The organism is Streptomyces sp. SAT1 (assembly GCF_001654495.1).
Classification (GTDB): Bacteria; Actinomycetota; Actinomycetes; order Streptomycetales; family Streptomycetaceae; genus Streptomyces; species Streptomyces andamanensis.
Window position 1 is genome coordinate 5,025,642 of record NZ_CP015849.1, and the last position, 14,877, is coordinate 5,040,518.

At 70.9% G+C, this 14,877-nt stretch carries 12 protein-coding genes; 8 read left to right on the plus strand and 4 right to left on the minus strand.

Translation table 11 applies throughout. From position 1 onward, the window contains the following. Positions 1–33 precede the first annotated feature (33 nt). The 4 genes from A8713_RS21835 to A8713_RS21850 all read left to right on the plus strand — a co-directional run bounded on the left by A8713_RS21835 (position 34) and on the right by A8713_RS21850 (position 4,083). Entirely contained in the window at positions 34–1,290 is a 1,257-nt protein-coding gene (locus A8713_RS21835; protein WP_079159073.1) for an MFS transporter, read from the plus strand. A 33-nt stretch (positions 1,291–1,323) separates the two neighbouring features. Further along, positions 1,324–1,833, plus strand: coding sequence for a MarR family winged helix-turn-helix transcriptional regulator (locus tag A8713_RS21840; RefSeq protein ID WP_064535313.1), 510 nt, complete (start codon positions 1,324–1,326; stop codon positions 1,831–1,833). Positions 1,834–1,962: 129 nt separating this feature from the next. Continuing rightward, positions 1,963–2,301 (plus strand): DUF3817 domain-containing protein, encoded by a 339-nt coding sequence (locus A8713_RS21845; RefSeq protein WP_064535314.1) that lies wholly within the window; start codon positions 1,963–1,965, stop codon positions 2,299–2,301. 81 nt (positions 2,302–2,382) lie between these two features. Beyond that, positions 2,383–4,083, plus strand: coding sequence for an acyl-CoA mutase large subunit family protein (locus A8713_RS21850; protein WP_064535315.1), 1,701 nt, complete (start codon positions 2,383–2,385; stop codon positions 4,081–4,083). A gap of 49 nt (positions 4,084–4,132) precedes the next feature. On the opposite strand, the gene A8713_RS21855 is transcribed toward A8713_RS21850, so the two are convergent. Further along, positions 4,133–4,771, minus strand: a complete 639-nt coding sequence (locus A8713_RS21855; RefSeq protein ID WP_018571498.1) for a TetR/AcrR family transcriptional regulator — start codon at positions 4,769–4,771, stop codon at positions 4,133–4,135. Positions 4,772–5,096: 325 nt separating this feature from the next. On the opposite strand from A8713_RS21855, the gene A8713_RS21860 reads away from it, so the two are divergent. From A8713_RS21860 to A8713_RS21875, 4 genes are all read left to right on the plus strand, one after another. Continuing rightward, positions 5,097–6,071, plus strand: a complete 975-nt coding sequence (locus tag A8713_RS21860) for a tetratricopeptide repeat protein (RefSeq protein WP_064535316.1) — start codon at positions 5,097–5,099, stop codon at positions 6,069–6,071. Between the two features lie 673 nt (positions 6,072–6,744). Next, entirely contained in the window at positions 6,745–7,419 is a 675-nt protein-coding gene (locus tag A8713_RS21865; protein WP_064535317.1) for a DUF6230 family protein, read from the plus strand. Between the two features lie 130 nt (positions 7,420–7,549). Next, positions 7,550–8,077: a DUF6114 domain-containing protein gene (locus A8713_RS21870; RefSeq protein WP_064535318.1), complete on the plus strand. Its 528-nt coding sequence runs from the start codon at positions 7,550–7,552 to the stop codon at positions 8,075–8,077. Positions 8,078–8,171: 94 nt separating this feature from the next. Beyond that, positions 8,172–9,545, plus strand: coding sequence for a hypothetical protein (locus A8713_RS21875; RefSeq protein WP_064535319.1), 1,374 nt, complete (start codon positions 8,172–8,174; stop codon positions 9,543–9,545). A gap of 84 nt (positions 9,546–9,629) precedes the next feature. On the opposite strand, the gene pyk is transcribed toward A8713_RS21875, so the two are convergent. The 3 genes from pyk to pta all read right to left on the minus strand — a co-directional run bounded on the left by pyk (position 9,630) and on the right by pta (position 14,640). Continuing rightward, a complete protein-coding gene (gene pyk / locus A8713_RS21880; RefSeq protein ID WP_064535320.1) occupies positions 9,630–11,060 on the minus strand; it encodes a pyruvate kinase in 1,431 nt (476 codons plus the stop codon). Between the two features lie 219 nt (positions 11,061–11,279). After that, positions 11,280–12,488 carry an acetate kinase gene (locus tag A8713_RS21885; protein WP_064535321.1) on the minus strand — a complete coding sequence of 403 codons (1,209 nt, stop codon included), beginning with the start codon at positions 12,486–12,488 and terminating at the stop codon, positions 11,280–11,282. Between the two features lie 25 nt (positions 12,489–12,513). After that, on the minus strand, positions 12,514–14,640 hold the full coding sequence (gene pta / locus A8713_RS21890) for a phosphate acetyltransferase (RefSeq protein ID WP_064535322.1): 2,127 nt from the start codon (positions 14,638–14,640) through the stop codon (positions 12,514–12,516). Positions 14,641–14,877: the final 237 nt, after the last annotated feature.

A 14,877-nucleotide genomic window follows, 5' to 3' on the forward strand; every position in this document is an offset into this window, starting at 1 on the left:
GGCGCACGGCCGGGCGGCCGCACGCTGCGGTCCATGCAGCAGCGCTACACCCAGGTCTTCGCCGTCCCCGAGTTCCGGGCCGTCTTCGCCGCCCACGCCCTCTCCCTGCTCGGCGTGATCGTCAGCGAGATCGCCCTCTCCGTCCTCGTCTACGACCTCACCGCCTCGCCCCTGCTCAGCGCCCTCACCTTCGCGCTCGGCTTCCTCCCGTACGTCGTCGGCGGCACCCTCCTGGCCGGGCTCGCCGACCGCTTCCCGGCCCGCCGGGTACTGGTCGTCTGCGACCTGGTGTGCGCGGCGTGCGTGGCGGGCATGGTCGCGCCCGGGGCGCACATCGGCGTCCTGCTCGCGCTCCGATGCGCCCTCGCCCTGGTCTCACCGGTCTTCCAGGGCACCCGCATGGCCACGCTCGCCGACATCCTCGGCGACGGCGACCTGTTCGTCCTCGGCCGTTCCCTGCTGCGGATCGTCTCGCAGAGCGCGCTGCTCGTCGGCTACGGGCTCGGCGGGCTGCTGCTCACCGTGGTCAGCCCCCGGCACGCCCTGCTGATCACCGTGGCCACCTTCCTGGCCTCCGCCGCCCTGCTCCGCCTCGGCACCCGCCCCCGGCCCGCGCGCGGCGGCGGGGGCGGCGCCCTGGTCGGCGACTCGCTGCGCGGCGCCCGGCAGGTGCTCGCCGACCGCAGGACGCGCGTCCTGCTGCTGCTGTTCTGGGTGCCGCCGATGTTCGCCGTGGTGCCCGAGGCCCTGGCCGCCCCGTACGCCGCCGCGCTCGGCACCGGGTCCACCGGGCTCGGCCTGCTGATGTGCGCGCTGCCCGTGGGCACCGTGGCGGGCGAGCTGTACGCCGGCTCCCGGCTGTCGCCCGCCGCCCGCGAACGCGTCGCCCTGCCGCTGGTGAGCCTCGCCCTGCTGCCGTACCTCGGCTACGCCCTCCACCCGGGCCTGCCCCTCTCGCTGCTCCTGCTGCTGGTCTCCGGCGCCGGATCGGCCTACACCCTGGGCCTGGACCAGTGGTTCGTCGCCGCCGTGCCCGAGGAGCTGCGGGGCCGGGCGATGACCCTGCTCACCGCCGGTCTGATGACCCTCCAGGGCGTGGGCATGGCCCTGGCGGGCGTCGCGGCCGAGTTCGCCGGCGTGCGGGTCACCGTCGCGGGCGCCGGGGTCCTGGGCACCGTCTGCTGCGTCCTGCTGGCGGGCGCCGCCCGGCGGACGTCCGCGCGGACACCGGGGGAGCGCCGGACGACCGCCGGACGAGCACCGGGCGACCGAAAGGCGAGACGGGGCTGACCACGATATGACCGGCGGGTAGGGTCTGATGCCGTGCCGAAGCCCCTCAGTCTCCCGTTCGACCCCATCGCCCGCGCCGACGAGCTCTGGAAGCAGCGCTGGGGAAGCGTGCCGTCCATGGCGGCGATCACGTCCATCATGCGCGCCCACCAGATCCTGCTGGCCGAGGTCGACGCCGTGGTCAAGCCGTACGGACTGACGTTCGCGCGCTACGAGGCCCTGGTGCTGCTCACCTTCTCCAAGGCCGGCGAGCTGCCGATGTCCAAGATCGGCGAGCGGCTGATGGTGCATCCCACCTCCGTGACCAACACGGTGGACCGCCTGGTCAGGTCCGGCCTGGTGGCCAAGCGCCCCAACCCCAACGACGGCCGCGGCACCCTCGCCGTCATCACCGACAAGGGCCGCGAGGCCGTCGACGCCGCCACCCGCGACCTGATGGCGATGGACTTCGGCCTGGGCGCGTACGACGCCGAGGAGTGCGCGGAGATCTTCGCGATGCTGCGGCCGCTGCGGATCGCTGCGCGGGACTTCGAGGACGAGTAGGGTCTTCGCGGGTCAGCGCGCTGCTCTCCGCCGAAGCGGAGGTGCTCCCAGCGGCCTGACGCGCTCCTGCGTGAGGGCGTACCGCTCCCCGCCGAAGCGGGGATTTTTCGGGCGGTTACGCTCGTATCCATGAAACGAAGCGTGCTGACCCGCTACCGCGTCATGGCCTACGTCACCGGCGTGCTGCTGGTCCTGCTGACCCTCGGCGTGATCGCCAAGTACGGTTTCCAGCTCGACGGGGCGGCGAAGTTCACCACCGTCATCGGCATCGCGCACGGCTGGCTGTACGTGCTCTACCTGGTCGTCGCCTTCGACCTGGGCTCCAAGGCGAAACTGCCGGTCGGGCGCCAGCTGTGGGTGCTCCTGGCAGGCACGATCCCCACCGCCGCCTTCTTCGTCGAGCGCCGGATCAGCCGCGAGCTGGAGGCCAAGGTCACGGCCCCCGTACCGGCCGCCGCCGAGGCGTAACCGCACCGCCGCACCGCCGTACCGCACGCGTACGGCGGTCAGCCGTCGACATTTACTAGGACGTCCTAGTAAATTTGAAGCATGGACGCTGACGCCATCGCAGAGGGCCGCCGACGCTGGCAGGCCCGGTACGACGCCGCACGCAAGCGCGATGCGGACTTCACCACGCTCTCCGGAGACCCCGTGGAGCCGGTGTACGGGCCCCGCGCGGGCGACGAGTACGAGGGCTTCGAGCGGATCGGCTGGCCCGGCGAGTACCCCTTCACCCGCGGGCTGTACCCGACCGGCTACCGCGGGCGGACCTGGACCATCCGCCAGTTCGCCGGCTTCGGCAACGCCGAGCAGACCAACGAGCGCTACAAGATGATCCTCGCCGCGGGCGGCGGCGGGCTCTCGGTCGCCTTCGACATGCCCACCCTGATGGGCCGCGACTCCGACGACCCGCGCTCCCTGGGCGAGGTCGGCCACTGCGGGGTGGCCATCGACTCCGCCGCCGACATGGAGGTCCTGTTCCGGGACATCCCGCTCGGCGACGTCACCACCTCGATGACGATCAGCGGGCCCGCCGTGCCCGTCTTCTGCATGTACCTGGTCGCCGCGGAACGCCAGGGCGTGGACCCCGCCGTCCTCAACGGCACGCTCCAGACGGACATCTTCAAGGAGTACATCGCCCAGAAGGAGTGGCTCTTCCAGCCCGAGCCGCACCTGCGCCTCATCGGCGACCTGATGGAGCACTGCGCGACCAAGATCCCCGCCTACAAGCCGCTGTCCGTCTCCGGCTACCACATCCGCGAGGCCGGGGCCACGGCGGCGCAGGAGCTGGCGTACACGCTCGCGGACGGCTTCGGCTACGTCGAGCTGGGCCTGAGCCGCGGCCTGGACGTGGACGTCTTCGCGCCCGGCCTGTCCTTCTTCTTCGACGCGCACGTCGACTTCTTCGAGGAGATCGCCAAGTTCCGCGCCGCCCGCCGCATCTGGGCGCGCTGGATGAGGGACGTGTACGGCGCGCGCACCGACAAGGCGCAGTGGCTGCGCTTCCACACGCAGACCGCCGGTGTCTCGCTCACCGCCCAGCAGCCGTACAACAACGTCGTGCGCACCGCCGTGGAGGCGCTCGCCGCGGTGCTCGGCGGCACCAACTCGCTGCACACCAACGCCCTGGACGAGACCCTGGCGCTGCCCAGCGAGCAGGCCGCCGAGATCGCGCTGCGCACCCAGCAGGTGCTGATGGAGGAGACCGGCGTCGCCAACGTCGCCGACCCGCTGGGCGGTTCCTGGTACGTCGAGCAGCTGACGGACCGGATCGAGGCGGACGCCGAGAAGATCTTCGACCAGATCAAGGAGCGCGGGCTGCGCGCGCACCCGGACGGGCGGCACCCGATCGGACCGGTGACCTCCGGCATCCTGCGGGGCATCGAGGACGGCTGGTTCACCGGCGAGATCGCCGAGTCCGCGTTCCGCTACCAGCAGGCGCTGGAGAAGGGGGACAAGCGGGTCGTCGGCGTCAACACGGCCACCGGGTCCGTCACCGGCGACCTGGAGATCCTGCGCGTCAGCCACGAGGTGGAGCGCGAGCAGGTGCGCGCGCTCGGGGCGCGCAAGGGCGCACGGGACGACGCGGCGGTGCGCGCCTCGCTGGACGCCATGCTGGAGGCCGCGCGCTCGGGCGCCAACATGATCGAGCCGATGCTGTCCGCGGTGCGCGCCGAGGCGACGCTCGGGGAGATCTGCGGGGTGCTGCGCGAGGAGTGGGGGGTGTACACGGAGCCGGCGGGCTTCTGAGAGCCGCCCGCCTGACTCCGGTGACTGCGGCAGGAGTGCGGACCGGCGGCTACGGGGCCGCCGGAGGCACCTGCGAGGCGGAGCCCAGCCCGAGGAGGAGTACGCCCGTGAAGCTCCGCACCCATTCCTCGTCGGCGGGCTCCGCGCTGACCAGGGTGCGGTGGACGACCGCGCCCGCGACGATGTCGAAGATCAGGTCGGCGGTGCGGGCGGCCTCCGCCGGGTCCGTCTCCGGGGGGAGTTCGCCGCGCTCCTGCGCCCGGGTGCGGCCCTCCAGGACGAGCCGCTTCTGACGCTCCACGATCGAGCCGCGGATGCGTTCGCGCAGGGCGTCGTCGCGGGTGGACTCGGCGACGACGGCCATCAGGCCGCTCTTGGCCTCGGGGCGGGCCAGGATCGCCGCGAACTGGAGGACGACGCCCTCGATGTCGGCCGCGAGGCTGCCGAGGTCGGGCAGCCGTAGTTCGTCGAAGAGTTCGGCGACGGCGTCGACGACCAGTTCGTTCTTGCCCGCCCAGCGGCGGTACAGCGTGGTCTTGGCGACCCCGGCGCGCGTGGCCACGTCGCCCAGCGTGAGCTTCGACCAGCCCAGCTCCACCAGGGCCGCCCGGGTGGCGGCCAGGATCGCCGTGTCCGCCGCGGCGCTGCGCGGGCGGCCGGCGCGGAGGGGCGGCGTGCGGCTCTGCATCCCCTGACCATAACCGTGCGTCCCCTGACCATGTCCGTACGGGATTCGAGCGGTTCCTGTGCGGCCGTGAGGGAGATCACGAGGAGACGGTTCCGCGGAGGCACCCCGTGCCATTACGCTACGGGTCGTAGCGAAAGCGCGGACGCACCCGCGCGAGCGACGACCACACAGCAGCATCACGCATCCAGCACGCTCGTCAACCACGCACGTACGACACGCGGTACGGACCGCGGAACCCGGCGCCCGGTGGGGACCAGGCGCCCGGCGCGGTCCGGTCCGGTCAGCGGTTTTCACTCCGGCACGCGGAACGGGGGAGGATAGACGCATGCAGCCACGGAACATGTCCATGAGCGGAGTCGTCGACCTCGCCGCGGTGAAGGCGGCCCAGGAGGCCAAGGCGAAGGCGGAGCAGGCGCGCGCCCAGGCCGCCCGCGAGGGCGGGGTGGGGGCGGTGTCGCCCGCCGACCTCGTCATCGACGTCGACGAGGCCGGCTTCGAACGCGATGTCCTCCAGCGCTCCGCAGAGGTACCGGTCGTCATCGACTTCTGGGCCGAGTGGTGCCAGCCCTGCAAGCAGCTGAGCCCGGTCCTGGAGCGGCTGGCCGTCGAGTACGCCGGGCGCTTCCTCCTCGCCAAGATCGATGTCGACGCCAACCAGATGCTGATGCAGCAGTTCGGCATCCAGGGGATCCCCGCGGTCTTCGCGGTGGTCGCCGGTCAGGCCCTGCCCCTCTTCCAGGGGGCGGCGGACGAGACGCAGATCCGTCAGACGCTGGACCAGCTGGTGCAGGTCGCCGAGCAGCGCTTCGGTCTGACCGGTCTCACCGTCGACCCGGAGGCCGAGCCGGGCGGCCAGGCCCCCCAGCAGGCTCCGGCCGCAGGCCCGCACGAGTCGCTGCTGAACGCGGCGGCGCAGGCGCTGGACGCGGGCGACCTCGGCGGCGCGGCCCAGGCGTACAAGAACGTCCTGGCCGATGACCCCGGTCACCCGGAGGCCAGACTGGGTCTCGCGCAGGCGGAGTTGCTCCAGCGCGTGCAGGATCTGGACCCGCAGAGGGTCCGTCAGGAGGCGGCCGAGAAGCCGTCGGACGTGCCGGCCCAGATCGCCGCCGCCGACCTGGACCTCGTGGGCGGTCATGTCGAGGACGCGTTCGGCCGGCTCATCGACACGGTGCGGCGCACCGCCGGTGAGGACCGGGACGCGGCGCGGCTGAGACTGCTGGAGCTGTTCGAGGTCGTCGGGGCGGAGGACCCGCGGGTCGCGGCGGCGCGCAGGGCGCTGGCGCGGGCGCTGTTCTGACGGGCTGACGAGCTGACGGTTCGCCCGGTCTGTTCCGGTTCCCCGCATCCGGCGGTCGTCAAACGCCAGGGCGTGTGATGCCCGGGTGAAAGAACTGCCGGGGGCCCGCCACAGCGGCCGCGCTTTGCCAAAACTTGGCAATCGCGGCCGCTGTTACTGCAAGTAAGGGCGGGGTGTTGGTCTGCCCGGTTCCGTCCGGGCATCAACTGCTTTGTTCTGCCCATTGTTGCGACCGTGTGTCGCCGTGCGCGGCCGGTGTGTCGAACTCCGGTTATCCAGCCGTTACTAGCGAGTAACGAACCCCCTTGTGCGGGCGGCCGGAATGGACCACGATCGGCGACGCTCGGTCCATTCCCGCACCCCGGCAGCCAACCGGGTCGCGGGATGTCTGGGTCCCCACCGAGCAGGGCCGGCGACAGTGGCGCCGACCCTTGGGCAGGGGGGTCTTCGCCGTCCGGCGAAGCCTGTCCAGCAAGGTTGTGCGTGATGCGTGTCAGGCGCGACCAGTGGTTGTCGCTCGGGGGTGATCGCCGGTGATTCGGGCGCGGTTCGCGCCACCGAGCGCGGGCGCTCTCCTTCCCGAGGACGTAGCACTTCTCCCATCCCTGCCCGGCCGTCCCGTCGAGACGGGGTGAGCCGAGGCCAGGAGATGTACGTCCGAGAAGGAGGAAATATGGAGTCCCAGGTGCGTGGCGGGACCAGATGGAAGCGGTTCGCTGTGGTGATGGTGCCCAGCGTCGCCGCGACGGCGGCGATAGGCGTGGCCCTGGCCCAGGGCGCGCTGGCCGCTTCGTTCAGCGTGTCGGGGCAGGAGTTCAAGGTCTCGGCCAAGGAACTGCACGGCAATGGCTTCGCGCAGTACGGGGCGATCGACTCCGGCTACACCCTCACGGGTGGTAAGGCCACTCGCCCGGTTGCGGTCTCGTCGTTCAAGGACGCGACGATCAAGAAGCTGTGCCAGTCGGTCACCACCCCGATCGGCCTTCCGGGGATCGGCTCCGTCACTCTGCGGCTGGAGGCGGGTAACAGCTCCGACAAGCAGAAGCAGGTCTCGGCCGACAACTTGTACATCGACGTCGCGGACCTCAACGCCAAGGGCGGTGCCGTTTTCCACGGCATCGACATCGGCGTCGCGGCTGGCGAAACGGGCGCCGACAAGGGCGGCAAGGGCCCGGGTATGAAGGGCGGAAGCGAGCAGGCCAACCCCTACGGCTTCGCCCAGCAGGCTACTTCGGCGGACCTGTACGACGTGCAGCAGACGGCGTGGGCGACCACTGCCGGCACCTTCACGCTGCCCGGTCTGCACATGTCACTGTCAACGGACCCGAAGAAGGCCGAGTGCTACTAGGCACCCGGTGACGGGCGGGGGGAGGCCCTGGGCGCCCCCCGCCCGGCCGCTCGTCGGCCGAGATCTCGCACCCCCCACTTCTCCACCGCACCACCACCCACAGCAACGCTGCACCAGGGAGCTGTTTTCCATGAGCGCCGAGACTTCCGCCGTGCCCGGCCAGTTCACTCGCCGGAGGCTGCAGTTCCGCGCCTGGCGGGGCACCCGGCCGTTCTGGGCGGGGCTGTTCGTCCTGCTCGGCGGCTTGCCGATCATGTACTTCCCGTACGCCCATCTCCAGGTCGGCCATCTGACGCTGGCGATGTCGACCACCGCGGGCGCGGGCTCCCTGATCATCGGTGTGCTGCTCGTGGTCCTGGGCATCAGCCTCTGGTTCCAGAAGCACATCCGGGTCTTCGCGGGTGTCGCCTCGATCCTGCTCGGGCTGGTGTCCATCCCGGTGTCCAACTTCGGCGGCTTCCTCATGGGCTTCCTGCTCGCCCTCATCGGCGGCGCGATGGCCGTGTCCTGGGCGCCGGGTGTGCCGCCCGCGCGGCAGGACGACGAAAGCACCGGGAAGCCCGGAGAGCCCGGCCCGGCGGACGCGGTGGACGAGTCGAACGACCTGTCAGGAACGAGCCCGGCCAACGGGGCGAACGGGAGGCACAGTGCCGGCTGACGAGGTGAACCACGGGGCTGATGTGGAAGAGTCCCGTGCGAGAACCGGGCCGCGCCACGCGGCACCCAAGAAGCCGCTGTTCACCAGGTTCCACATGCCGGCCGGCAAGGCGATAGCCACCGTGGCGATGCCCACGGCGGTCCTCGTGGGGATGGGCTTCACGTCCTCGCTCGCCCTGGCCGACAACAACAACCATCCCAAGTCGGGTACGACCGCTTCCTCGTCCGAGACGACGCCGATGTCGCCCGAGGAGTACAAGAAGTGCGTGGAGGCGCTGGAGAAGTCCAAGGACGGCTCCTCGCCCGAGCCTTCGGACTCCGCGAGTGCCACCGACTCCGCGAAGGACAAGGACGCCAAGGACGCCAAGGACGCCAAGGGCGACAAGAGTACGGATGAGGGGGACGGCAAGGACGGCGCCGCACAGGGCCGTACGCCCGCCCCGTCCACCACCTCCTCCACCGGCCCGGCCGGAACCGAGGACACCGAGAAGCAGCCCGCCACGGGCACGCACTCTTCGCCGGATTCAGGTTCCGACGACAAGGGCGCGCCCCAGGCACCGGCCACCACCTCGTCGTCCCCCTCGGCACCGGCCAAGAACGGCGGTCTGCTCGGCACCATCGGTGACGTGCTCGGCGACATCCTGACCGGCGGCAAGAAGCAGTCCCCGGCCGCCTCTCCGTCCCCGACCGCCACCTCCTCGGCGGACGCCGCGAAGAAGGACCTGGACGGGAAGGGCCTCGGCAAGGCCGCGTCGGACACGGTCGAGGACACCACCAAGAAGGTCACCGACACGGTCGGCGACACCGTGAAGGGTGTCACCGACGCGGCCTCCGGGGCGGCCGGGGACGCGGGCGACGCCGTCAAGGACGCCGAGGGCAAGGCGCAGGACGCCAAGGACAAGGCGGACGAAGCGAAGGACAAGGCCGAGGAGGCCACCTCCTCGCCGAGCCCGTCCACGAGCGCGGGCGCGAGCGAGAGCCCCGCCCCGGCGGACTGCCCCGCCGCGGCCACCGACGACCAGGGTGGCGTCGACAACAAGACGCCCCTGGCGGACGACCCGTGGTACCTGGACGCCAGTTCCCTGCTGCTGAAGGGCGCCAGCTACAAGGGCGTCGTCGAGGTCCGGACGGCCAACGGCACCGTCAAGAAGGTGCTGAAGTACGTCATTTCGAGCGGCACCGACATCGGTGACCTGCACCAGACGGTGAAGGACAAGGACGCCGGCAAGACGTACCACGTACAGGCGGCCAAGGGTTCGACGTCCACGATCCGCGACGGTGACACGGTGATGTACACCGAGAGCCTCTCCGGCAACCTGCTCGGACTGATCCCGGTGACGTTCAGCCCGGACAACCCGCCGCCGCTGGACATCCCGCTGATCTACTTCACCAAGGTGCACGTCGTCCAGGCCGCCCAGTTCGGCGGCACCCTCACCATCCCCGGCATGCACCTGTACACCACCGACTGAACCGGGAGCCGCACAGCCGAGGGCGCCCCCGCCGGTCCCGGCGGGGGCGCCCTCGGTGCGTACGACGGTCCGTGCGGGCGGACGTCAGTCGCGCCCGCCGCCGCCCAGGTGGTGGACGCGCACCATGTTGGTGGTGCCGGGGACGCCGGGCGGGGAGCCCGCGGTGATGATCACGACGTCACCCGCGTTGAACCGCTTGAGCTTGATCAGCTCCTGGTCGACCAGGTCGACCATCTCGTCGGTGCTGTTGACGAACGGCACCACGTGCGACTCCACGCCCCAGCTGAGCGCCAGCTGGTTGCGGGTGGACTCGTCGGTGGTGAAGGCCAGGATCGGCTGCGTGGCGCGGTAGCGGGACAGCCGGCGGGCCGTGTCGCCGGACTGGGTGAAGGCCACCAGGCCCTTGCCGCCGAGGAAGTCGGCGATCTCGGCGGCGGCACGGGCCACCGAACCGCCCTGCGTGCGCGGCTTCTTGCCCGGCACCAGCGGCTGGAGGCCCTTGGACAGCAGCTCCTCCTCGGCCGCCGCGACGATCTTCGACATCGTCTTGACGGTCTCGATCGGGTACGCGCCCACGCTCGACTCGGCGGACAGCATCACCGCGTCGGCGCCGTCCAGGATCGCGTTGGCCACGTCGGATGCCTCGGCGCGGGTCGGCCGGGAGTTGGTGATCATCGACTCCATCATCTGGGTCGCCACGATCACCGGCTTGGCGTTGCGCCGGCACAGCTCGATCAGGCGCTTCTGCACCATGGGGACCTTTTCGAGCGGGTACTCGACGGCGAGGTCGCCGCGGGCGACCATCACACCGTCGAACGCCATCACGACGTCCTCCATGTTCTCCACCGCCTGCGGCTTCTCCACCTTGGCGATGACGGGGACGCGGTGGCCCTCCTCGTCCATGACGCGGTGGACGTCGGCGACGTCCTTGGCGTCCCGGACGAAGGACAGCGCCACCATGTCGCAGCCCATGCGCAGCGCGAACCGCAGGTCCTCGATGTCCTTCTCGGACAGCGCCGGCACGTTCACGGCCGCGCCGGGCAGGTTGATGCCCTTGTGGTCGGAGATGACACCACCCTCGATGACGATCGTCCTCACCCGCGGACCCTCGACGTCCAGGACCTTCAGCTCGACGTTGCCGTCGTTGATCAGGACCTGGTCGCCGCGCGAGACGTCACCCGGCAGCCCCTTGTACGTCGTGCCGCAGATCTGCTTGTCGCCCGCGACGTCCTCGGTCGTGATGGTGAACTCGTCACCGCGCTCCAGCTCGACCGGGCCCTCGGCGAAGGTCTCCAGCCGGATCTTCGGGCCCTGGAGGTCGGCGAGGACCGCGATGGCCCGGCCGGTCTCCTTGGCCGCGGCACGGACCCGGTCGTACCGGCCCTGGTGCTCGGCGTGGGTGCCGTGGCTGAAGTTGAAGCGGGCCACGTTCATGCCGGCTTCGATCAGCGAGACGAGCTGCTCGTGGGAGTCGACCGCGGGGCCGAGGGTACAGACGATTTTCGAACGGCGCATGGGGCGATCCTAACGGTTTGTTTCGCTGCGGAATATTCCGTGTGGCGGAATATACAAGTGGGCGGGTCCGCGCTCAGTCGAGTGCCGGTGGAAGTGCCGGTGGAAGTGCCCGTCGAATTCGCGTGTCCTTCGCGTGTCCTTCGCTTGCCCTTCGTTTGTCCCTTGCTTCGTCCTCGCTTGTCCTTGATTGTCTTCCGTCGTTCGGTCCTTGCCCGTGCTCTACTCGTGCTTTCCGACGAGTGCGTACGTCTGCGCGGCGATCTCCATTTCCTCGTCCGTCGGCACCACGGCCACCGCGACCCGCGCACCGTCCGGGGAGATCAGCCGCGCCTCGCCGCCGCGCACGGCGTTCCGCGCGCCGTCCACCTCCAGGCCCAGCCCCTCCAGGCCCGCCACCGCCGCCGCGCGCACGAAGCCGGCGTTCTCCCCGACCCCGGCGGTGAAGGCGACGGCGTCCACCGAGCCGAGTACCGCGTAATAGGCGCCGATGTACTTCTTCAGCCGGTGGATGTAGATCTCGAACGCGAGCCGCGCCTGCTCGTCGCCCTCGTCCATCCGGCGCCGTATCTCCCGCATGTCGTTGTCACCGCACAGGCCGAACAGACCGCTCCTCTTGTTGAGGAGAGTGTCGATCTCGTCCATGGACATTCCGCCGACGCGCTGCAAATGGAAGATGACCGCCGGGTCCAGGTCGCCCGAACGGGTTCCCATCACCAGGCCCTCCAGCGGGGTGAGCCCCATGGAGGTGTCCACGCACCGCCCGGCCCGCACCGCCGAGGCGGACGCCCCGTTGCCCAGGTGCAGCACGATCACGTTGACGTCCTCGGGGGAGCGGCCCAGCAGCTCGGCCGTCCGGCGCGAGACATAGGCGTGCGAGGTGCCGTGGAAGCCGTAGCGCCGCACCCGGTAGCGGTCGGCGAGCTTGGTCTCGATGGCGTAGAGGGCGGCGGACTCCGGCATCGTGGTGTGGAAGGCCGTGTCGAAGACGGCGACCTGCGGCAGGTCGGGGCGCAGGGCCCGCGCGGTGCGGATGCCGGTGAGGTTGGCGGGGTTGTGCAGCGGCGCCACCGGGATCAGCCGCTCGATCTCGGTGAGCACCGCGTCGTCGATGACGGTCGGCTCGGTGAAGAACATGCCGCCGTGCACCACGCGGTGCCCGATCGCGGCCAGTTCGGGGGAGTCCAGGCCGAGGCCGTCGCGGGCCAGTTCCCCGGCGACGGCCTTGAGGGCGGCGTCGTGGTCGGCGATCGGGCCGTTCTGCTCGCGGGTCTCGCCGGTGGCCGGGCAGGTGTGCTTGAGCCGGGAGGTCTGCTCGCCGATGCGCTCGACCAGACCCGTGGCGAGCCGGCTCGCGTCGCGCATGTCGAGCAGCTGGTACTTCAGGGACGAGGAGCCGGAGTTGAGGACGAGGACACGGGTCGCGTTCACGGGGTCAGGGGTTCTCTCTCGGACGTCAGCGGGCGGGTGCGGCGGGTGCGGCGGGTGCGGCGGGCGTCCGGGCCTGGTCCTGGGCCTGGTCCTGGGCCTGGATCGCGGTGATGGCGACGGTGTTGACGATGTCCTGGACGAGGGCGCCGCGGGACAGGTCGTTGACCGGCTTGCGCAGTCCCTGCAGGACCGGGCCGACCGCGATGGCGCCGGCCGAGCGCTGCACGGCCTTGTAGGTGTTGTTGCCGGTGTTCAGGTCCGGGAAGACCAGCACGCTGGCCTGCCCGGCGACCTCCGAGCCGGGCAGCTTGGTCGCGGCCACCGAGGGCTCCACGGCCGCGTCGTACTGGATGGGCCCCTCGATCATCAGGTCAGGGCGGCGCAGCCGGACCAGGTCGGTCGCCTCGCGCACCTTGTCGACGTCGGCGCCGCTGCCGGAGGTGCCGGTGGAGTACGACAGCATGGCGATCCGCGGCTCCACGCCGAACTGGGCGGCGGTGGCCGCCGACTGCACGGCGATGTCGGCGAGCTGCTCGGCGTCCGGGTCGGGGTTGACCGCGCAGTCGCCGTAGACGAGCACCTTGTCGGCCAGGCACATGAAGAACACCGAGGAGACGATCGACGCCTCGGGCTTTGTCTTGATGATCTCGAAAGCGGGCCGGATGGTCGCGGCCGTGGAGTGCACGGAGCCGGAGACCATGCCGTCGGCCAGGCCCTGCTGGACCATCAGCGTGCCGAAGTAGTTCACGTCGGAGACCACGTCGTACGCCAGCTCGACCGTGACGCCCTTGTGGGCGCGCAGCCGGGCGTACTGCTCGGCGAAGGCGTCGCGCAGCTCGGAGACGGCCGGGTCGATGAGCTGGGTGGAGCCGAGGTCGATGCCGAGGTCGGCGGCCTTCTTGCGGATCGTCTCCACCGGGCCGAGCAGGGTCAGCTCGCACACCCCGCGGCGCAGCAGCACCTCCGCGGCGTGCAGCACGCGTTCCTCGGTGCCCTCGGGCAGCACGACCCGGCGCAGGTCGGAGCGGGCCTGTTCGAGGAGCTTGTGCTCGAACATCATCGGGGTGAGCCGGTCGCTGCTGGGCGCGGAGACCCGCTTGCTGAGGTCGGCGGTGTCCACGTACCGCTCGAACAGGCCGAGGGCGGTCTCCGCCTTGCGCGGGGTGGCCGCGTTCAGCTTGCCCTCCAGGGAGAACAGGCGTTCGGCGGTGGGGAAGCTGTTGCCGGAGACCGAGACGACCGGGGTGCCGGGCGCGAGCCGGGCGGCCAGGGTGAGGATCTCCTCGCCGGGCTCCTCGTTCAGCGTGAGCAGCACACCGGCGATGGGCGGGGTGCCGGCGCTGTGCGCGGCGAGCGAGCCGACGACCAGGTCGGCGCGGTCCCCGGGGGTGACGACCAGGCAGCCGGGGGTGAGCGCCTTGAGCAGGTTGGGCAGCATGGCGCCGCCGAAGACGAAGTCGAGCGCGTCGCGGGCGAGCCCCGACTCGTCGCCGAGCAGGATCCTGCCGTCCAGGACGTGGGTGATCTGCGCGACGGTCGGCGCGGACAGGGCCGGTTCGTCGGGCACCACGAAGCAAGGCACGGGCAGGCGGCCGGCCAGCCGCCCGGCTATCTCGTCGCGGTCCTCGCGGGCCACCCGGTTGGTGACCATGGCCAGCACGTCGCAGCCCAGGCCGTCGTAGGCGCGGTAGGCGTTGCGGGTCTCGGCGAGCACGGACTCGGCGCTCTGCTTGCGGCCGCCGACGACGGGCAGCACCGAGGCGCCGAACTCGTTGGCGAACCGGGCGTTGAGGGACAGCTCGTCCGGGAGCTGGGTGTCGGCGAAGTCGGTGCCGAGGACGAGGACGACGTCGTAGTCGCGGGCCACCCGGTGGAAGCGGTCGACGAGCGTGGAGACCAGCTCGTCGGTGCCCTGCTCGGCCTGGAGGGCGGACGCCTCCTGGTAGCCCATGCCGTAGACCGTCGCCGGGTCCTGGGTCAGCCGGTAGCGGGAGCGCAGCAGTTCGAAGAGCCGGTCCGGACCGTCGTGGACGAGCGGGCGGAAGACGCCCACCCGGTCGACCTGCCGGGTCAGCAGCTCCATGACACCCAGCTCGACGACCTGGCGGCCGTCGCCGCGGTCGATGCCGGTCACGTACACGCTGCGGGTCACGCGGGCACTCCGTTTCTTTGGGTTCCTGAGCTTGCTGAGCTTCGTGGGCTTGCTGGGCTTCCCGGGCTCCCTGAGTCCGCCTGGACCTCCGCGGGGGCGTCCGGGCCGCTCGGGGACAAAAATCGCCCACCGAGGTGAGCGGAACCCTCTTGACAATACCCCTGCCGGTAGATAAGGCGCCCGTCAAGTGGACAGGCCCCCGGCCAAGACGAAGCCGCCCGCGGAACATGAAACAAT